Annotated in this window: 21 protein-coding genes; 4 read left to right on the top strand and 17 right to left on the bottom strand. The window is 34.9% G+C overall.

Annotation, left to right across the window (positions count from 1 at the left end):
• Positions 1-50 precede the first annotated feature (50 nt).
• Genes dtd through deoC form a run of 3 tightly spaced genes read left to right on the top strand, consistent with a single transcriptional unit; the run spans position 51 to position 1,696 of the window.
• On the top strand, positions 51-503 hold the full coding sequence (gene dtd, locus PKC55_RS08455) for a D-aminoacyl-tRNA deacylase (RefSeq protein ID WP_291124352.1): 453 nt from the start codon (positions 51-53) through the stop codon (positions 501-503).
• 1 nt (position 504) lies between these two features.
• Positions 505-831, top strand: coding sequence for a nucleotide pyrophosphohydrolase (locus PKC55_RS08450; protein WP_006841611.1), 327 nt, complete (start codon positions 505-507; stop codon positions 829-831).
• Between the two features lies 1 nt (position 832).
• On the top strand, positions 833-1,696 hold the full coding sequence (gene deoC, locus PKC55_RS08445; RefSeq protein ID WP_135105349.1) for a deoxyribose-phosphate aldolase: 864 nt from the start codon (positions 833-835) through the stop codon (positions 1,694-1,696).
• A 108-nt stretch (positions 1,697-1,804) separates the two neighbouring features.
• Here deoC and PKC55_RS08440 read toward each other — a convergent pair whose 3' ends face one another.
• The 8 genes from PKC55_RS08440 to polA form a co-directional block, all read right to left on the bottom strand.
• Entirely contained in the window at positions 1,805-2,071 is a 267-nt protein-coding gene (locus tag PKC55_RS08440; protein ID WP_006841609.1) for a hypothetical protein, read from the bottom strand.
• Positions 2,072-2,368: 297 nt separating this feature from the next.
• Positions 2,369-2,923 (bottom strand): NAD(P)H-dependent oxidoreductase, encoded by a 555-nt coding sequence (locus PKC55_RS08435; RefSeq protein ID WP_283685570.1) that lies wholly within the window; start codon positions 2,921-2,923, stop codon positions 2,369-2,371.
• Positions 2,924-2,948: 25 nt separating this feature from the next.
• Positions 2,949-3,734 carry a radical SAM protein gene (locus tag PKC55_RS08430; protein ID WP_291124356.1) on the bottom strand — a complete coding sequence of 262 codons (786 nt, stop codon included), beginning with the start codon at positions 3,732-3,734 and terminating at the stop codon, positions 2,949-2,951.
• 474 nt (positions 3,735-4,208) lie between these two features.
• Positions 4,209-4,652 (bottom strand): YqaA family protein, encoded by a 444-nt coding sequence (locus tag PKC55_RS08425; protein WP_135105346.1) that lies wholly within the window; start codon positions 4,650-4,652, stop codon positions 4,209-4,211.
• On the bottom strand, positions 4,645-4,860 hold the full coding sequence (locus PKC55_RS08420; RefSeq protein ID WP_135105345.1) for a hypothetical protein: 216 nt from the start codon (positions 4,858-4,860) through the stop codon (positions 4,645-4,647). The genes PKC55_RS08425 and PKC55_RS08420 overlap by 8 nt, the downstream gene beginning before the upstream one ends.
• A gap of 8 nt (positions 4,861-4,868) precedes the next feature.
• Entirely contained in the window at positions 4,869-6,554 is a 1,686-nt protein-coding gene (locus PKC55_RS08415; protein ID WP_324372639.1) for a putative glycosyltransferase family protein, read from the bottom strand.
• Complete coding sequence (locus tag PKC55_RS08410; RefSeq protein WP_291126172.1) at positions 6,541-8,214, bottom strand: putative glycosyltransferase family protein; 1,674 nt, start codon at positions 8,212-8,214, stop codon at positions 6,541-6,543. Before PKC55_RS08410 ends, PKC55_RS08415 begins: the two co-directional genes overlap by 14 nt.
• Before the next feature lie 118 nt (positions 8,215-8,332).
• Entirely contained in the window at positions 8,333-11,134 is a 2,802-nt protein-coding gene (gene polA, locus PKC55_RS08405; RefSeq protein WP_291126175.1) for a DNA polymerase I, read from the bottom strand.
• 358 nt (positions 11,135-11,492) lie between these two features.
• Between polA and PKC55_RS08400 the strand changes: the two genes are divergently transcribed.
• Positions 11,493-12,464, top strand: coding sequence for a polyprenyl synthetase family protein (locus PKC55_RS08400; RefSeq protein WP_135105341.1), 972 nt, complete (start codon positions 11,493-11,495; stop codon positions 12,462-12,464).
• 34 nt (positions 12,465-12,498) lie between these two features.
• On the opposite strand, the gene PKC55_RS08395 is transcribed toward PKC55_RS08400, so the two are convergent.
• The 9 genes from PKC55_RS08395 to PKC55_RS08355 form a co-directional block, all read right to left on the bottom strand.
• Positions 12,499-13,356, bottom strand: a complete 858-nt coding sequence (locus PKC55_RS08395) for an AraC family transcriptional regulator (protein ID WP_291126177.1) — start codon at positions 13,354-13,356, stop codon at positions 12,499-12,501.
• Between the two features lie 135 nt (positions 13,357-13,491).
• On the bottom strand, positions 13,492-14,142 hold the full coding sequence (locus tag PKC55_RS08390) for an HAD family hydrolase (protein ID WP_135105339.1): 651 nt from the start codon (positions 14,140-14,142) through the stop codon (positions 13,492-13,494).
• Positions 14,143-14,286: 144 nt separating this feature from the next.
• Complete coding sequence (locus PKC55_RS08385) at positions 14,287-15,069, bottom strand: M48 family metalloprotease (protein WP_324372635.1); 783 nt, start codon at positions 15,067-15,069, stop codon at positions 14,287-14,289.
• A 34-nt stretch (positions 15,070-15,103) separates the two neighbouring features.
• Positions 15,104-15,532: a GNAT family N-acetyltransferase gene (locus tag PKC55_RS08380; protein ID WP_135105337.1), complete on the bottom strand. Its 429-nt coding sequence runs from the start codon at positions 15,530-15,532 to the stop codon at positions 15,104-15,106.
• A 25-nt stretch (positions 15,533-15,557) separates the two neighbouring features.
• Positions 15,558-16,379: an alpha-1,2-fucosyltransferase gene (locus PKC55_RS08375; protein WP_291126181.1), complete on the bottom strand. Its 822-nt coding sequence runs from the start codon at positions 16,377-16,379 to the stop codon at positions 15,558-15,560.
• 162 nt (positions 16,380-16,541) lie between these two features.
• A complete protein-coding gene (gene ychF, locus PKC55_RS08370) occupies positions 16,542-17,645 on the bottom strand; it encodes a redox-regulated ATPase YchF (RefSeq protein ID WP_135105335.1) in 1,104 nt (367 codons plus the stop codon).
• Between the two features lie 96 nt (positions 17,646-17,741).
• Positions 17,742-18,527: a hypothetical protein gene (locus PKC55_RS08365; protein ID WP_324372631.1), complete on the bottom strand. Its 786-nt coding sequence runs from the start codon at positions 18,525-18,527 to the stop codon at positions 17,742-17,744.
• Positions 18,528-18,853: 326 nt separating this feature from the next.
• A complete protein-coding gene (locus PKC55_RS08360; protein ID WP_006841594.1) occupies positions 18,854-19,543 on the bottom strand; it encodes an SGNH/GDSL hydrolase family protein in 690 nt (229 codons plus the stop codon).
• 20 nt (positions 19,544-19,563) lie between these two features.
• The gene (locus tag PKC55_RS08355) at positions 19,564-20,097 is read right to left on the bottom strand and encodes a hypothetical protein (RefSeq protein WP_291129093.1); all 534 of its coding nucleotides are present in this window, start codon (positions 20,095-20,097) and stop codon (positions 19,564-19,566) included.

The raw sequence follows: 20,097 nt of genomic DNA, 5'->3' as shown, positions 1-20,097 counted from the left end.
TCTCTAATTTTAAAGTCCATATCTAATTATGCGACTCTATTTTATCAAACATGAGGATATTAATACAAAGAGTAAGTAAAGCATCAGTTACAATCAACGACAGTATAAAATCAACAATAAATCAAGGGCTTCTTATCCTTGTAGGCATAAAAAATTCAGATAGTAAAGACGACATAGAGTGGCTCTGCAACAAGGCTGTAAACCTCAGGATATTTGACGATAAGGAAGGTGTAATGAATTTATCAATAAAAGATATCAATGGCGAAATACTTGTAGTATCGCAATTTACCTTACATGCTTCCACTAAAAAAGGAAATCGTCCGTCCTATATATATGCAGCCAAACCCGAAATAGCAGTACCTTTGTATGAAGAATTTTGTGCCGTTTTAGGGAACAAGCTAGGTAAACCGGTACAAACAGGCGAATTTGGAGCAGATATGAAGGTAGAACTCATAAATGACGGTCCTGTAACTATATGGATCGACTCGAAAGTAAAAGAATAACATGACAATAAAAGAAGCACAACAGGAAGTAGACCAATGGATAAAAACCGTGGGCGTACGCTATTTCAGCGAACTAACCAACATGGCTATCCTCACCGAAGAAGTAGGCGAATTGGCACGCATCATGGCACGTACATACGGCGATCAATCTTTCAAGAAGTCTGATCTGAACAAAGATCTTGGTGACGAAATGGCCGATGTACTGTGGGTACTTATCTGCCTCGCAAATCAAACAGGGATAGATCTCACAGACGCCCTAAAAAAGAATATTGAAAAAAAGACTAACAGAGATAAAGACAGGCATATAAACAACGAAAAATTGAAATAGAATGGCAGAAGTAGATAAATACAGAGATACTCTAAAAAAATATAAAACAGACATTAAGGATGCTGATATCACTCAGAAAGTGAATGAGATAATCAGTAAGAAATTCGATCAGAATAATACCAAAGAGGTATATAAGAGGATATATTCCTGCATAGATCTCACATCATTGAATGCAACAGATACGCGCGAAGAAATCTGGAATTTTACAGAAACAGTAAACGACTTCGAAGGATCAAGCGATGTAGACAATGTAGCAGCAATATGCGTTTTCCCCAACTTTGTAGAAACAGTAAAAGAAGCTTTAACGGCAAATGTAAATATAGCCTCAGTAGCAGGTGGATTCCCCTCATCTCAAACATTTACCGAAGTTAAAATAGCAGAAACAGGACTTGCTGTTGCAACTGGAGCCGATGAAATAGATATTGTACTCAATCTAGGATACTTCCTAGAAGAAAACTACGAAGACGTTTGTGAAGAAATAGACGAAATAAAGAACGCATGCCGTGAAGCAAAGCTAAAGGTAATACTTGAAACAGGGGCACTAAAAAGCGCTAAGAATATAATGAAAGCCTCTATCCTCGCATTATACTCAGGTGCTGATTTTATAAAAACTTCAACAGGAAAAGTATATGAAGGTGCTACTCTCGAGGCAGCATACGTTATGTGTACTGCAATTAAAGAATATAACCAGAAAACAGGGAATAAAGCCGGATTTAAAGCTTCAGGAGGTATTTCCACAACAGAAGATGCCGTAAAGTACTATACGATAGTAAAAGAAGTACTGGGCGATGAATATCTGAATAAAGAATATTTCCGTATAGGAGCAAGCAGATTAGCTAACAACCTATTGGAAAGTATTAAGTAGAGCATACCTATAACCAAACACATAAAAAAGATCGGCACGAAAATCGTACCGATCTTTTATTTTCAGAATAAGATTCTGATAACTGTGAAAAGGTTCACAGTGAGCTATTTACTTTTTCAGTTCAGCTTTTGCTGCTTTCACGTTACCTTTAGCTTCTTCCTTTTTTGCTTTCACTTCTGTCTTAGCTGCTTTCTTTTCTGTTTTTGCAGTTTCTTTAGCTTCTTTCACTTCTGTTTTAGCTGCTTGTTTGGCTTCCTTAACTTCTGTTTTAGGGGCTTTTTTTGCTTGATTAGCTGTTTTTACATCTTGAGCCATTACACTGGTAGAGGCGATTAATGCGATAGCCATGATACCTGAAAGAATAATCTTTTTCATAAATAATACTTAATTAAAAGTGTTAAACTATACTGTTTAAATACGCAACAAATGTATGCTGGTTTTTGAATTAACACAGGTTAAACCGCGTTAAAAAAAAAGCCACTTTGTGTAAGTATTACTAAAGAATATTTTCTTCGTTTAAAAGGTATACAAATGCACTGTTTACAAAATAAAAATAGATACTGTATCAATCAAAAAATCTGAAAAAAACTTAATTTAACATATAATTAGATCAAAATGTCAGAATCCACTATCAAAAGTAAAAATAGTAGCCTATAAAAGTCCAACAAAGCATTACCTAATCGCCTGTCTTACACGATCAATAAAGGATTTTCGCATCTCGTCAGTTCCTTTTGATGTTCCTTCACAGCTCAACCAAAGACTGTTACGGATACCAACCGGCTTGAGCATATCTCCAATAAGGCCATTTTCGATCGTATTTTTAAAGTTAGGGCTCGGATGCTCAGACGTAGTAATAATAAGGGATTGCTCTATGTCCAAAAGAGCATTGAAGCCTCCTTCGTAATTAAAAGCAAAATCTTTCAACAGCACTTTGTCAAAAAAACCTTTCAAAATAGCAGGCATAGTATTCCACCAATTAGGGAAAATAAATATCATTTTGTCAGATTTTTTTATCACTTGCTGATATCTAAGAATTAATGGATCAAGTACTTTTCCTTTGTTATATACAGACAATTCATCTTCTGTAAACACCGGATTAAAGTTATCTTTATGGAGATCTAATACCTCATAAGCCACATTATTATTATCATATTCGTCAATAATTGCATCCAATATTGCTTTATTAAAACTACCATGCCAAGGATGAGCAAAAACGATTGTTACCATATCTTTTTATTTATATAATTCAAACTTATGCTGTAACCAAAACTTCAATACCAAGACCAAGCCCCTCCACACGTTCTCCGATCTTTCTTAAATCTTCCACAGGCACTTTTTCAAGGTTTTTTTCAGGGGTTTCTCTGTCGATAGTGTAAATCATAACCTCGCGGGGTTTTGTCGCTCTAACAGCCTCTAACCAAGCCGAAACTTCACCCTCTGTTGTATTATCCACTACCCTACCCTTATGACTACCTCTTACAAACATTGTTTGCATAATAAAATTGCCTTCGAAGCGTTTAAAAAGTTCTATCTGCTTTTCTATACTATACTCAGGCGAATTAGGACGATCTATCAACCGCACAGTATCAATACAGGCCGAGTCAAGCTTAAGTATATTATTATCTACCTTCTTGAGTGCATTAAACACCTTCTCCTTTCCGGCATGCATAGCATTCGAAAGCACACTGATTTTAGTTTGAGGGTAATACTTATCCCGAAGTTCGATTGTATCATCAATAATTTCAGCAAATTGAGGATGTATCGTCGGTTCTCCATTTCCGGCAAAAGTGATTACGTCCAATGCTGTTCCTTCTTTTTGCAAATGCATCAGCTTGTCTTCCAGAGCAGCTTTAACATTTTCACGACTAGGCAATTTAGTCTTTGTCCTGAAATTTTCATTATACCCACATTCACAATAGATACAATCGAACGAGCACAACTTGCCATCGTACGGAAGCAAATTCATACCCAAAGATGACCCTAAACGACGACTGTGTATAGGACCAAACACTATTTCATGAAACAATATTGTAGACATATTATTTTATTTCTAAGCTCTAATTTTTAATAATATACAAAGTTACTGCTTTATCACTCTCTGCAATATAAACATATTGATTTTTCAGTTCTACAATCTTGGAGTTTTAACAGAAATAAGATATACAGCGAGAATAAAGACCTAAAAATTAACAAATTCCATTTTTTGTTCCACATGAAACGAAGCACAACAATATTTTACATAAAAAGGTGACAAATAGAAATATACATAAAAAACTGATTTAATGGGTATTAAATACAAAAAAAGTGACAAAAGTGACACTTATTTGGCTACTTTATTCTGTCACTTTATATTCTCCTTCATATAATTTATAATAATTGATCTTTCCTTCCTCAGCATGATAAGAGAATAGATATAAATAGATAATTTTTGAGAATAAACAGAAATAGAGAGGAATTCTGTTTTACTTAACGGGGCATTTTATTCAACATGAAAAAATAGGAATCTATAGAATTAGATAATCCAATTTACGCCATACATTATCAGTACATAGCGCACAAACTTACCGGCAAACATGGTTGCATTTACAATATAAACATTGGCACGCATAAAGCCTAAGGCAAGGGCTATAATATCACCTACAACGGGCAGAAAACTAAAAAATGCCATCGCCGCACCTTTCCCTTCCAACCATCGCTGCATTTTATCTATTTTATCTTTCTTTACTTTCAGGTATTTCTCTATCCATTCTACCTTTCCGAGATGTCCTAAATAGTAATTAGTCATTCCTCCTAACCAGTTTCCCACAGAGGCGATAAGAACGCACGACCAACCGTTAAGACCAGCTGCAATAAGACCAACAAAAACGACTTCGGAACCGAAAGGTAATATAGTAGCCGCAAGAAAAGATGCCAAAAACAGACCTATGTAGCCATACTCTACAAATCCGTCAAGCATATTTCAACTTATAGAATATGTATATTCCAAAACCAACAGCAAATACACACAGTCCTATCCCGAGTTTCTTTACCCACGACTCGGTTTTGAGGCTTTCTTCATCGTATTTTGCTTTACGCATCAAAGAGCGAGGGCTCGATATCATTATAATACCGAAAATAAACATAAAGACAGGATATAAGAGATCTAGATAAATAAAATTACGCATACTCGTTATTATTTAAGATGTTTGTCTTTTCTTCTTTGAAGAAAAATATATGAACACAGCACAAATATACTTAGAATAGTAATATAAAAACTTAGTTTTTGTAGCAAAGTTCCTTTATAATAAGCCTCTACTCTACCCGACCGATCGATAGGGATCTGCACAAGACCTTGGCTACTTTCTGTAACAGGAATACTTATTCCGTCGAGAGACGCAGCATATCCTTTATAATAAATGAGAGGCAATTCGATACTGTCTTTTACATTGGTTTTTATATCAAACCGGGTAATATAGTCAAACCGTTCAAAGTTATATACTTCTATTTCCTTTAGCTGAGACGCCACGCTATCTCCACGTTGTAGGATAAATGGATCAAGGTATGGCATTCTTGAAGGATAATATTCCATTCCCGCCATTGTATAATGAGTGGTTTCGTTCAAATAATCTTTATCGGATAAACGAGCCTCTACCTTTATTTCTTTATACGTTGAAGCATCAATTACAATAACAACCGAAGTTAAAACGACCAATAATGAAAACGCCACAAGCTGAATATTCTTTTTTTTACACAGCAAGTATATGTAATAAGCTCCTGCCACAGAAAAGAAGAAAACAACAAACTCGTATAGCCTCCACGGGAACTGTATCAGACTCAGATAAGACAAAGGGAAGCGTGTCCAAGGTGCTAAAGTGGATGTGAGAACAATATAAAACAAACCGATAAGAACCCCTATATCGATACTTCTTATATATTTCTTTTGTTCCTTATTTCCTCTCACAAAAAAGCGCAAGCATAACGGAACAAGGAGCAACAACCCTATCCCTGTAGATTTCTGACCGAGTGTAAAACCTTCAAGTGAACCTTTCAAGATCGTCAACCAATCGAGCCTGCTCTGAGCAGTAGTGTAAGGCGAGTATTTAAACTTCTGAAAGTAAAACGTATCGGATAAGAGCTGTTCAAAAAACGGAAACAAATAATAGCTCGTCAAAACGATTGTAACCACGCCTGCCAAAATCAAATAGTATATACGTTTGGGCTCTTTTATCATGTCTCTATAATAAACAAGCAGTATGATACTTGCTGTAATAAACAACAGCAAAGTGGAAAGGACATGCGTAAAAATCATCAAAGAAAATCCAATGGCAATAACATACCACTTCCGATAATCACCCTTAATGATGTAAAAAAGTCCTAGAAAAACAATCGGCAGAAAAGTAAATGAAAAGGCTTCGCCCCATGCTCCTCTATAATATAAATCGAGTAAACGGTATAAACAAAAAGTATACAGTATCGAGCTCACAGATGCCACATACGCACTCTTATAAACTTTACGAACAAAAATGTACATAAAAGTTCCACACATCATTGTCATAGAAAAATAAAGGAACCAATAGGCAAAATCTTTACTCGTCAAATTAGCTAATAGAGCGTATGGAATAAGAATAAAATCGGAATAAAATGTTTTTACAAGGTAGCCATAGCCATAAAGCCCCTGATAGTCTATATATGAAGGAAATGTTCCATCTTTCAACCCTTGCATTAAGGCTTCGAAGCGAGCATTGTGAAAGTAATAGTCATCGCCACCCAAAAACTGAGTTCCGTATGCAAAAGAACACAAAACAGAAAGAAATAATAAAACAGAGAAGAAAATCCAAAAGTGATATTTCTTATCTGCTATAAGACTATCTAGCTTCATTTTCTCTTCTTTTCTGTAAAAATATAAAAATACACAAGCTCAATATGCTCAAAACTGTTATACACAGGCTTATTCTCTGTATAATAGTTCCCCCATAATATACCTCTATCCTACCCGATTGATTACCGGATAATTGAACTAATCCATTATCACTTTCCGAAACAGGAATAGCTTTCCCATCAAGACGGGCGGTATAACCTTTATAGTAAATCAATGGCAATTCCAGAGCTTCACCATTGGTTGCATTCAGGTTAAAAGCCGTTACTCTTCCTGACCGTTTAAAGTCAGATATCTGCATCCCTCCATAATTTGACTTCACACTGTCCCCTCTCTGATGAAGATATTCTACAGAAGGTACTCTATCGGGAATATATTCCAGTCCTCCTAAATGATAATCATTCGAAATATCTGCACTTTGAGTAACAGGTCGCCCACAACGGTAGTTTTTGTATGATTGCGCATCGTTTACAAGCACCAAAGCTATTCCGGCAACAATCATTATCCCCCCAGCCAAAAATCGCTTATTCGTCTTTAAAATTCGCGACAAGTAATATCCTCCTGCCACTGCAAAAAAGAAACACGAAAATTCAAGCAAACGCCATGGCAGCTGAATAAAGTTCAACAAGCTGAACGGAAATACCGACCAGGGAAATATCGGCAGACAAGCGATAATATAGATAAAACCTACAATAACGGCGATATCAAGACTACTTAATTCTTTCGATTTTTCATATACAAACAACCGCAAAATGATACCAAATGTAAGCAAGAGGCCTACACCGGGAATAAGAGCTTGCTCCGGAATAATTATTCCTACAAACATTCCCCAGATAATCCAATGCAGTCCGAGCGCAGAATCCTGAGCTTTAGACATCAATCCCCTGCTCTCATAATAAAACGTATTGGAAAGCATTTGCTCCATCATCGGGAAAATATAGTAAGCGGTTACAATCAAAGTTGCAACGCCAGCCAAAACAAGATATTTTATACGTTTAGGCTCTCTTAGCAATGATTTATAGTAAATCCCTAAAAAGATAAGTATAGTTACAAACATCAGAACCGATGATATAAGGTGCGTAAATATCATCAGGCTAAAGCCTATAGCCAAAACGTACCATTTCTTATAATCACCCTTGATAATATGGTACAATCCCAAAAAGACAATAGGCACAAAAGTAAAAGACAAGGCCTCTCCTATTGCAGCCCTGTGATATATATCAAGCAAACGATAAGCAGCAAACGAGTATAACAGTGCTGCTATTGCAGCAGCGTACGAACTTTTATAAATGGTATTGACTGTTATGTAAGTGAATACACCACACAAAATAGTCATGGTGAATATCATAAACTGATATGCAAACGCAGCATCGGTAAGATTACCCACCAAAGCAAAAAGTATAAGTATAAAGTCGGGATAGAAAGCCTTTGTAAGATAGCCATAACCATCGATGGCACTATAGTCGAGATAAATAAGCCACGGACTATCTTTCATGCCATCCATCAATGCCTGTAGCCTCCTGTAGTGAAAAAAGAAATCCTGCCCCGGACATAAGGGCTGATAAAAATACATCATCAACAAAGACAGAAAAACCAACAAAGCAAAAAATACCAAAAACTGGTACCTTTTGCTTTGCATTATTTTGTCTAAAAGATTATTCATAAACCAAGTAAATTTGGGTAAAGATAATCAGAAAGATTTATTTCACTATTTTATAAATCTAAATTGTCATTGTGAGTAAAAACCAAGAACCTCTTTATTATTAAAACTATATAATACTTTAATGCGCTTCCAGCCAGTTCTTTCCTTTTCCGCAATCGGCTCTTAGTGGAACAGCCAGTTTATATGCATTTTCCATTTCTTCAATTACTATCTTCTGAACTTTATCAAGTTCATTTTCAAGAACATTAAAATTCAACTCGTCATGTACCTGAAGAATCATCTTCGATTTGATATTCTCTTTTTCGAAGCGTTTAAAAATATTATTCATCGCCACTTTTATAATGTCAGCCGCGCTCCCTTGTATGGGTGCATTTATGGCATTTCGCTCGGCATAACCACGTACAGTTGCGTTGCGTGAGTTGATATCTGGCAGGTATCTTTTTCGTCCAAAAACAGTTTCTACATAGGTCTTCTCGCGTGCATCAGTTATGCATTTATCCATATATTCTTTCACCTTCGGATAAGTCTCGAAATAACCGTCAATAAGCTCTTTGGCTTCTCCCCTTGGAATGGTAAGTCGTTCGGCCAATCCAAAAACAGAAATCCCGTATATAATACCAAAATTGGCTGTTTTTGCCTTTCGACGCATATCACTTGTTACTTCATCTATCTTTAATTTATAAATCTTAGCGGCTGTAGCAGCGTGTATGTCTTCCCCGCTATTGAAGGCTTCTACCATCGATGGGTCTTGGCTAAGATGTGCCATAATACGGAGCTCGATCTGAGAGTAGTCGGCAGAGAAAAACGAGCATCCATCATCGGCAATAAATGATTTCCGAATCTCTCTTCCCTGTGCATCGCGTATAGGAATATTCTGAAGATTGGGATTCGTAGAACTTAATCTTCCGGTAGCTGTTACTGTCTGATTAAATGATGTGTGTATCTTCCCGTCTTTGGGGTCAACAAGCAGCGGAAGTGCATCAATATAAGTACTCAGAAGTTTTTTAAGACCTCTGTATTCTAATATTTTATTTACAATCGGATGCGTGTCTTTAATGCTTTCCAATGTCTCTTCACTGGTTACATACTGTCCTGTTTTAGTCTTTTTGGGCTTATCTACAATCTTTAATTTGTCAAAAAGTACCTCTCCTACCTGCTTTGCCGAATTTATATTAAATTCTGTTTCTCCAAGCTTATATATCTCCGATTCGATATTCTGCAATTCTATGGTAAGAGTCTTAGAATACTCTCCTAAAGCAACCGTATCCAGTCTTACACCGATAAATTCCATGTCTGCAAGAACATAGATAAGAGGTAACTCTATTTCGTAAAATAATTTACTTAAATCCTGTTTCTCAATCGCCTTTTCAAGTATGCTTTTCAGCTTCAATGTAACATCCGCATCCTCACATGCATAATCACTAATCTGATCAGGACGCAAAGAACGCATATTCAACTGATTTTTACCCTTAGCCCCTATCAGCTCATCAATATGTATTGTTCTGTATTTCAGATATGTTTCTGCCATATAATCCATATTGTGTCTCAACTCAGGATTGATAAGGTAATGAGCAATCATTGTATCAAACAATTTGCCTCGCACATGAATATCATATTTTTTGAGAACAATAATATCGTATTTTATATTCTGTCCTATTTTTAGTATCTTTTCATTCTCAAAAAACGGACGGAATTTATCTATCAGTTTCTTCGCTTCGTCAAAGTCGGCAGAAACGGGAACGTAATAAGCTTCTCCCTCTTTGAAAGCAAAGGACATCCCTACCAGTTCGCTCACTATAGGGTCGAGACCTGTAGTCTCGGTATCGAAACAGCAAGATTCCTGATTAGAAAGAGTACTTATCAGTTCCAAAATCTCTTTCTCTTCCTCCACAAGATGATAAGAGTGAGGTATATCTTTCAGCTCCTGTAACGCGGAATAGTTAACGGTTGTATTATCTGAAGAAGAGTCTACAGGCGGCAATAATTCGGCAAATAAATCGCCCTGTATAGCTTCATGCGTTGTAGTATTTCTCACAGGGTTTGATGGGATACCATCAGTCTTGAGAACCCTGCTGATAAGCGTTCTGAATTCTAGCTCTTCAAAAAGAGCACTTATTTTTTCAGCGTTTATTTCTCTACGAGCAAATTCATCTTTGTTGAAATCGACAGGAACATCGGTCTTGATAGTAGCCAGAAATTTTGAGAATATAATTTGCTCTTTATTCTCTTCCAGTCGTTGTTTTAATGCTCCTTTAATCTCCGATGTATGTTCAAGGAGGTTTTCGATAGTTCCGTATTCTTCTAACAGTTTCTGAGCAGTTTTAGGACCTACACCGGGACATCCGGGTATATTATCGGAAGCATCACCCATAAGACCCAGTAAATCGATCATCTGGTCGGGAGAAGATAGCTCATATTTCTCCATGATGGCTTTAGCATCTAATACATCAAATCCTGATCCTGCAAACTTTGGTTTGTACATGAATATATGATCGGATGTAAGCTGACCATAATCCTTGTCGGGAGTCATCATATAAACATCTATATTCTCCTTTTCTGCTTTCTTCGCAATAGTACCAATTACATCGTCAGCCTCATAATAAGGAACTTCCAACTCTTTGATATTATAAGCTGCAATAATCTCCTTGATAATAGGAACAGCCGCCCTTATATCTTCAGGAGTCTCCTGACGCTGCGCTTTGTATTTCTCATAAGCATCATGACGGAACGTTCCTCCCGGAGGATCGAATGCGACGGCAATATGTGTGGGGTTTTCTTTGCGAAGAAGTTCCTCTAATGTATTTACAAAACCAAACACAGCAGATGTGTTCTGACCCTTAGAGTTAACCCTCGGATTCTTTATAAATGCATAGTAAGAACGGTATATGAGCGCATATGCGTCTAATAGGAATAATTTCATTGGGGAATATATTTATATTATAAAACAGTGGAAAGTTAAGGAAAAACTGATGAACTACAAAAGAGACAAATTAAAATAGATAATCAATCTTCACCGTAAGACCCTCTATCCGTAACCGAGGGGAAAGAAAAAAATAAACAGCTTTACTTATTAATATTCCTCTTTACAAAAAAGTAAAAAAACAGAGTAATAGAACCAAATATCAAGGACTATTTGAGGATACTAAGTATTAAAAAAGAATTCAAAAACATTAAAATGCAATTATTCTTTAAAAAATTCCTTATATGTATGTAAAGTTACCCATATATAATGCTTAAAGCCGAAATATTCTTAAATTTGCAACTCAACAAAACAAGATATGGATAAAAAGCTTTTAATAGCTAAACCTGTAGCGGAAGAATTAAAAATATTCAATACTTATTACAAAGATTCTGTTTTTTGCAATAATGTAAGGATTCAGGAAATTATAGATCACATTATGAAATCGGATGGTAAAAGAATCCGTCCCATTTTACTACTTCTGGCTGCTAAAGCCTGTGGCGAGATCAATAATATTACTTACAACGCTGCTATCACTGTAGAACTTTTGCATACAGCTTCGCTTATACACGATGATGTTGTAGACGAATCAAAAATAAGAAGGGGAAAAGCTTCGTTGAACGCTATTTATGATAATAAAATGGCAGTTCTGGCAGGTGATTACTTTTTATCTACTGCTCTTATTAAGAGCGTGTTGACAGGAAATATAGAAATCATATCCAATATATCTGACTTAGGGCGCGACTTGGCCGAAGGAGAACTGAATCAGCTTTCGCTGGTAAAAGAATTGATTATTGACGAAGATGAGTATTTTCAGGTAATAAAGAAAAAAACCGCCTCTCTCATGTCGGTATGTATGCGTATAGGGGCAATATCTGTAAGTGCTTCGGAAGAAGAAATAGAAAAATTTACCCGCTTGGGAGAATTATTTGGATTGTGTTTTCAATTACGCGATGATATTTTCGATTATTTTACTGATGCTATTGGCAAGCCGACAGGAAATGACATACGTGAAGGGAAAATAACTTTACCTCTTCTGTATGCTATTAAAAATGCTTCGGAAGAAGAAAAAAAGGAAATACTATCTATCGTATATTCTTATAACTATACAGACGAAAATATTCAGCATCTGATCAACTATGCCAAAGAGCATGGAGGAATAGATTATGCATACAGGAAAATAGAAGAATTTAAGGAACAAGCCGAAAAAATTATAGAAACTATTCCTGATTCAGATGTGCGTGAAGCACTCGAAGCCACAGTAGATTATATTATAAAAAGAGTATATTAATAAAAGAGCAACTTCCTTAAAGTTGCTCTTTTACTTATTGAATAGGAATATAAATCTCTGTTTTCAATTTATCCGGAGTTGTACGATCCGGATTATTTAAATATTTCTCAAACCCCTGATCGATCCGTAGTTCATATCCATTATCAGGAACCCATCTAAAAATAGTGTCAAACACAGAGGACAAATTATTATAAGGTCCAATATAAGTAAACACTAAAAATTTACCCCCTAAAACGTTTTTTACGCCTATTTCTCCTTTTGGTGACACTTCCTTATGGATCACCAGACAAACGTCCGTTATAAGCTTATCCGAATCCGTTACATGAGGGTCGTCATGAGACATAGTAAGATGTTCGATACCTGCGGTAAACAGTTTATTTTCTTTTACAAAAGACCATAGTTTACTATATGCACTTCCGTAATCAAGAGTACGATAATCACCCTGAAGACGCACGTATATAGCTTTTTTGGAGTCGAGCTCTACTATTTTTGGATTTTTCAGTTGTATATCAGAAGATACTTGCAATGGTTTCATAATTTTATAACTTTTGTTATTTCTATAATCTGATGGTGAAATATTATAGTACTGGCGAAAAACTTTTGTAAGAGAAGAAGGAGTATTATATCCTATATTATATGCAATATCTTGTACCGAAAGATTGGAATATCTTAATAAACGAGCTGCAGTCTCGATGCGCATTCTTACAACAAATGCTCCTACAGATTCTCCAATTATAGCTTTAAAAATACGATGAAAATGAAATTCCGAAAAATTTGATATCTCTGCTAATTCTTTCAAATCCATTTCATCATTCAAATGATTGCTTATGTATTCGATAATGATATTAATACGTTTCGCATAATCTTCCCTGGTTGATATTTTCTGCTTCATACTTATAACTTTCTGTTACAAAATTATATATAGTGGAATATAGTTACTTTTCCAAACTTGCTATTTATTGAAAACTAACAAAAAGAGAGCATCATTCAGATGCTCTCTCTTCTTTATTATATTTTTATAGACTATTTAAGCCATTAAACTTTTTAGCTTTTCTGTATCAGTAAAATCAGCTATCACACCGTATGTATAGTCTTTCAGGAAATCGACAGATAAAGTTGTAGATACACCTATTACACGCATAAATGCATAAGTAGCAGCTTTGATACCGGTAAATGCATCTTCGAATACGATGCACTCTCCCGATTGTACTCCAAGATTTGTCTTAGCCAATACATATCCCATCGGGTCAGGCTTTCCTTTCTTTATACTATCAGATGTAATTATTGTATCGAAAGTATCGCCTAAAGATAACTGGTCTAATACAACCTTTACTTTGCTAGAAGGAGAACTGGTAACAAGCCCTATTTTATAACCTTCATCTTTAAGGTATTTGATAAAATCAAGAACGCCAGGAATAACCGTTTTTTTATAATCGATGGCTTGTTCCATCTTCGAACATGCATCTCTTATAGCTTGTTTTTCTTCGAGAGTTGAAATCGTAAAATAAAGTTCAATGATAGAACTCAATGTCATTCCCTTTATTACGTCCGAAAAGTTATTAATTTTCAACTCATTCTCTTGTGCTATCTTACTCCAAAACTCATCATAAGCGCGCTCTGTGTCTACGACAACACCATCTAAACCAAACAGTACGGTTGTTATTTTACTTTTTGCCATTTTATTTTATTAATACTATTAGCTAATAATAAAAACTGAACAAAGTAAGATAATTTTATTGGGAATCCTGCTATATATCATCATAAAATAAAAACGGAAACATGATGATGTCCCCGTTTTTAAGATATCGTAGCCTATAATTTCTTATTTATATTCCTTCTTATATTTGGCTTCAAGTTTGTCTGCTCTTTTGCCACTTTCGGGATGAGTAGAAAACAATTGTTTAGCCTTGCTTTTATCTACACCTGCATCGTCAGACAATTTTTGAATAATGCGTAAAGCTGTTACCATTCCCATCGGATCTTTACCACTCTTTTTTAAAAATTCATAACCATAATCGTCAGCGGCATACTCTGCCTTCTGTGAAAATTGAGCACCGGCTAGTGCTTCGCCAAGTTCACCCAGCTGAGAGTCGGTCAGTGTGGCTGCTACATCTCCCGTAGAACCTACTGCATCTTTAAGAGCAGAAGTAAGCAAAGCTTTTTTGAATGCTTCCTTAGAATCCTTATTAACGATATGACCTATTATTCCCAATATTCCGTCATCTGTCATCAATTCCATTAAGCCCGCAAATACACGGATACTTCCGTTTGCACAAGCAAAAGCATTCTGATCTACAACATAATAAGCCTGAATATCAAGTTTTACATCTGAAGGCATTGTTGCTTTTATTTTTTCGAGACGATCTGCTACGGCTTTCATTCCGGGATCAGAGTCGGTTGTTTTACAAACCGGGTTATGAGCATCCATCCAGTCAATATATTCCTGACAATAGGTAGCTATTTGTTCGTCGGTAAGTGTTAATGCCTTTGCTGTTTTAGTAGCTGCGTCAAGATGCTTTTTATTAATTTTTAGTCCTCCCAGCTGCGCATTTGCAGTGTGAGAACATATCAAAATTAGTGTTAAGGCAATTAGTAGTTTTTTCATAAAAATAAATGTTAATGATTCGTATTTTAAAATATTAGCTTTTCTCTAAATGTAATATGGGATAGCCTTTTCCCTCTCCATCATACTCGTCTCTGCCCACTTCTTTAAAACCTAAATGATAATAAAAATCCAAGGCTTGTGTATTTTGTTCGTTTACATCCACTTTTCGAGCATTCAGTGTGTTTACAGCATAGTCCATCAAGATTTTACCTATACCCTCTCCCCTACTTTCATTCTCTACAAAAAGCATTTCTATGCTATCATCACTTATACCTAGAAATCCTTTTATGATACCCTCCTGATTTCTATAAACATATAGAGAAACATGTTGAAAATAGATAGGAATGTGAGTTTTATAAAATTCAAAATCTTCGTCTGATAAAAAATCATGAGTAGCCTTTACCGCACTCTCCCAAATATCTATTAATACAGGGTAATCTTTTTTCTCAGCAGAACTAATCATAGTGTAAAATTATTTAGGTTAAACTTTAGTCTATATCAAGAATATTTCCGTTTTCAAAGGTATTAAAAGATATGATTCTAGAAAAATCGGAAAGTTTTAATTCTTGGTTTTCACACATCATATAACACACCGGTACTTTTCCATAAAATGAAGCCCATTGCGAGAATGAACTCGGAGGGCCTATTATATAATCGCTTTTAGATAAAGCGTATAAATCTTTTTCTGAGGATGATTGGGGTATGATAAAACAATCTAATTCTGAAAAATTACGGAGGTCTATTCTTTCATTAGAACAAATCAAAAATTTAACCTTCTCTCCTCTCTCTAAAAGGTGTTTTTCTAAATATTTCATTGCTCGATAATAAGCTTCATCAGAGAAATAGTATATACCATCGAGCCACTCTTTATAATCTCCTCTACGTATATGTACACCAACTATAACAACTTTTTCTTGAGAAGATAGAAAGTCGTTTACAGCAGTCACTACATCTTTTCTGAAATCAAATAAAGCACGTATATTATCTGACTGCTCTATTACCATTTCTCTATTTCCGAGACGATTAGACCAGCCCTCTATTAAATTAAGATTGAATAATTTTCTGAATACATTAGATCTTCCGTTTTGTATATATCCTCTTGCCTTAAGTGAAAGGAATATTCTTTGCAGAAGTTTTTTAGACTTAAAACGTATAAGTTTATTTCTGTTCAGATTGGAAAAAATAGGTAAATATTCATCGAAATTTATAACCAATACTTTCTCTTCGTACTTCAATCCATAAGCTATAGATGGAATAAGAGACCATATTCTGTTACACAACTGACCCGGAGAATCGTAGTTAATAATCATAAGAATATTAGTGAGAATTTGTAAAGTTATAAATTAAAGAAATATGGAGGCGATTATAAAATAAAATTGTTGCTAATATCAATCATGACACTATATCACATATAGTAGTATAATAGCATGAATATTAGCAACAATAATAAAAATATCCTAAATGCCTAAGATTTATACATTAAACCTGAAATGCATTATATCACCATCCTGAACGATGTATTCTTTTCCTTCTACGTTCATTTTACCGGCTTCCTTCACGGCAGCTTCCGAACCCAATGTTATAAAATCATTGTATTTTATAACCTCCGCACGAATAAATCCCTTTTCAAAGTCGGTATGTATAACGCCTGCACACTGAGGAGCTTTCCATCCTGAAGTGAATGTCCAAGCACGTACTTCCTGAACTCCGGCTGTAAAATATGTTTGCAATCCGAGAAGCTTGTAAGCCGATTTAATCAGCCTTGCTACTCCCGATTCTTTAAGTCCAATTTCTTCAAGAAACATTTGACGCTCTTCGTAAGATTCAAATTCAGCTATTTCAGACTCTATTTTCGCAGCTACAATAAGAATTTCAGCATCTTCATCCTTTACAGATTCACGTATTTGCTCTACATAGTTGTTTCCCGAAACAGCACTGGCTTCATCTACATTGCATACATAAAGCACAGGTTTGTATGTAAGAAGATAAAGCTCTTTCGCTATTTTTTCATCCTCCTTGTTATCAAATTTCACAGTACGAGCCGACTTACCTTGCTCAAGCGCTTCCTTAAACTGAACCAAGATATCATAAGCACGTTTCGCTTCTTTATCCCCTCCTGTTTTCGCTTGTTTTTCTACTTTCTGAATACGGGATTGTACTGTTTCCAAATCTTTCAGTTGGAGCTCTATATCTATAATTTCTTTATCTCTCACAGGATTTATACTTCCATCCACATGAGTGATATTATCATCATCGAAACAACGAAGTACATGAATAATTGCATCTGTTTCACGTATATTGGCAAGGAATTTATTACCAAGCCCCTCCCCTTTGCTAGCTCCTTTAACGAGCCCGGCTATATCTACTATTTCTACTGTTGTAGGCAAAATACGATTGGGTTTAACCAATTCCGCTAATTTATTTAATCTTTCGTCCGGAACGGTTATTACTCCTACATTTGGTTCTATTGTACAAAAAGGAAAATTTGCCGATTGTGCTTTTGCGTTCGATAAACAGTTGAAAAGAGTAGACTTACCCACATTAGGAAGTCCTACAATACCACATTGTAATGCCATTATTTTATATAAATTATTTTTTCAGGGTACAAAGGTAGTGAAAAATCAATGACATACAGTTTTTTGATTTTACGAAGTAAAGATCTCCGTAAATAATTATCTAAATAACATATGATAAGGATCTTTATCCAATATCTTCTTATAATAATTCCTGAGATTATTTATCTGGGTATCATTGGCAGATTCAGTTACATTTATATCCCTAAGTCGGGTTCTATTTTTAAATTTAATAGGTAGATAGTGTGACGAATATTCAGTTTTAGCATATTTGGTTCCTTTCAGATGTGCCATAACATTCAACCAAACATCATCTGCATAAAAACATAATTCTCTTAATAAATCAATATTAAAGACATCCTTATGCAAAGAATGAGGAGGATAAAGTACTCCTCCTACACCTGTAGGGAATATATCAATAGAAGGTGACTTCGCATCATTTATCATTTTCCATTCATTATACTTTGCCAGATTTCTATCATTAATCTTTACTTCCCATCCGCGACAACAGCAAATAGTTTGAGGATATTTTTCAGATAATTCGATAAGATGTTGTGTTATATATGAATTATATAAAATATCATCATCAACAGTTATAATAATATCATCAGGAAACTCCTGCATAGTATAATAATATTTTGTATGTGCCTTCAGGTTTTCATCACAAAACCTTATTTCAAGTCCTCTATCCTGTAACCGAAGTAAGTTTTTTGGCAATTCTGATAACGAGGAAAACTGCTCTTTAGATAACCATAATAAAATTTTATCAGGTTTTAATTCCTGTCTCATAATAGATTCTATCACAAGCCATACTTTATTTATACGTGGAGGAAAAGAAGTCAATGAAACTATAATACGATTACTTGCTTTATCCGATTTTTTCAATTTATATTCATCCTTATTTGCTGTTATCCTAAAATAGATTGGAACAAACAAATTAACTAAATAAAGGGTCGGAACACGTAGAAACGGATATAAGAAATATCTGGATAAAGGATTATGTTTTATATGTATAAATGTATATAAAGTATCAAAAAAGTTAATCATTTTTGGTTTTCATTTATTTTTAAAAACCAAGTTTATAACAATTGTACTGATCATTAAAACAATATCTACATATAGGCATATATAATCGATAAATACTTCTATACAAAGAAAAAAGAGCATCCTAAACGAAGGACACTCTCCAAATAATTAAGAATAAAAATATCTTATTTTATTACTTTATCTATTACCTTTTTAGCTGTAGCTTCCATTATCTTATAACCTTCTTCATTAGGATGTACTCCATCAGTACCTAGATTACTTTTTAAAGCATTATTTTCGTCACACATCACCGAAAAATAATCTATATATGAAAATCCTTTTTCCTTGGCATAAGCTTTTATTTTCGCATTCAGAGACATTATTTTTTGAGGTACATCTTTTATCTCTTTTCTCCAAGGATATTCGCCCGCAGGTGTTACAGATGATAATATCACTTTTATGCCGTTAGCATCAGCCAGTTCGGCCATCGACATGATATTTCCTAAAGTAAATTCTTCATTATATGGGCCTGTATTTTGAGCAACATCATTTGTACCTATATTTATCAATACTGCAACCGGTTTAAGATTAATTACATCCTGACGAAAACGGGACAACAATTGCGGGCTGGTTTGTCCACTTATTCCACGACCTACATAATTGTTTGATTTAAAAAAATCAGGGTGTGCATTAGGCCATCCATCAGTAATAGAATTCCCTATAAATACAACTCTCTTTTCACCTTTGGCAGGTGCAGGCAATGCAGCATTCGCTTCGGCATACCTATCGAGATTTATAAGTTTATTAAATTCCTGTGCTTGAGAGAATAATCCAAAAAAGGAAAAAAAGGACATAATTAAAATTACTTTTTTCATGATAAATAAGTATTTATATTTCAAAAATTGAATGAATATCCTATGCTATAGAAAAGGTTATTACCATAAGGTGAATACTCGTCCTGTACTACATCGTATTGTATCATGGCTATCATATTCATGTACCGCAAACCTCCTCCTATAAGAACAGACGGTACAAATTTATTAGTTTTATATTTATTTCCACTATTTTCTATAGTCTCCCATACACGGCTGGCTTCGGGCTGAAGGCTTATGACAAGAAAATCAACAGGATAAAAACGTCCAAAAAAATTAAAACTTACATAATGCCTGCTCCATTTAACATCATAATTTTTCTCTCTGAAATAGTTATATCCTAATCCTACCCCGGCAGTAAAATATTTAGAAAAATTATAACCAACCTGAGGAGAAATACCCACAGCTGTATAATTCCCGAATTGTAAATTCATATTACCTCCGAAAGTAAGTTTAGAAGGATCAAAGCCGGAACCAGCCTTATAACTTCCTCCATATTGCGAATAAGCAAGACCGGTACTTAATATTAAAGACAGAATCAAAATTAATTTTTTCAT

Source organism: Dysgonomonas sp., assembly GCF_035323175.1.
Lineage (GTDB): Bacteria > Bacteroidota > Bacteroidia > Bacteroidales > Dysgonomonadaceae > Dysgonomonas.
This window is presented reverse-complemented; position numbering and strand designations above follow the sequence as displayed.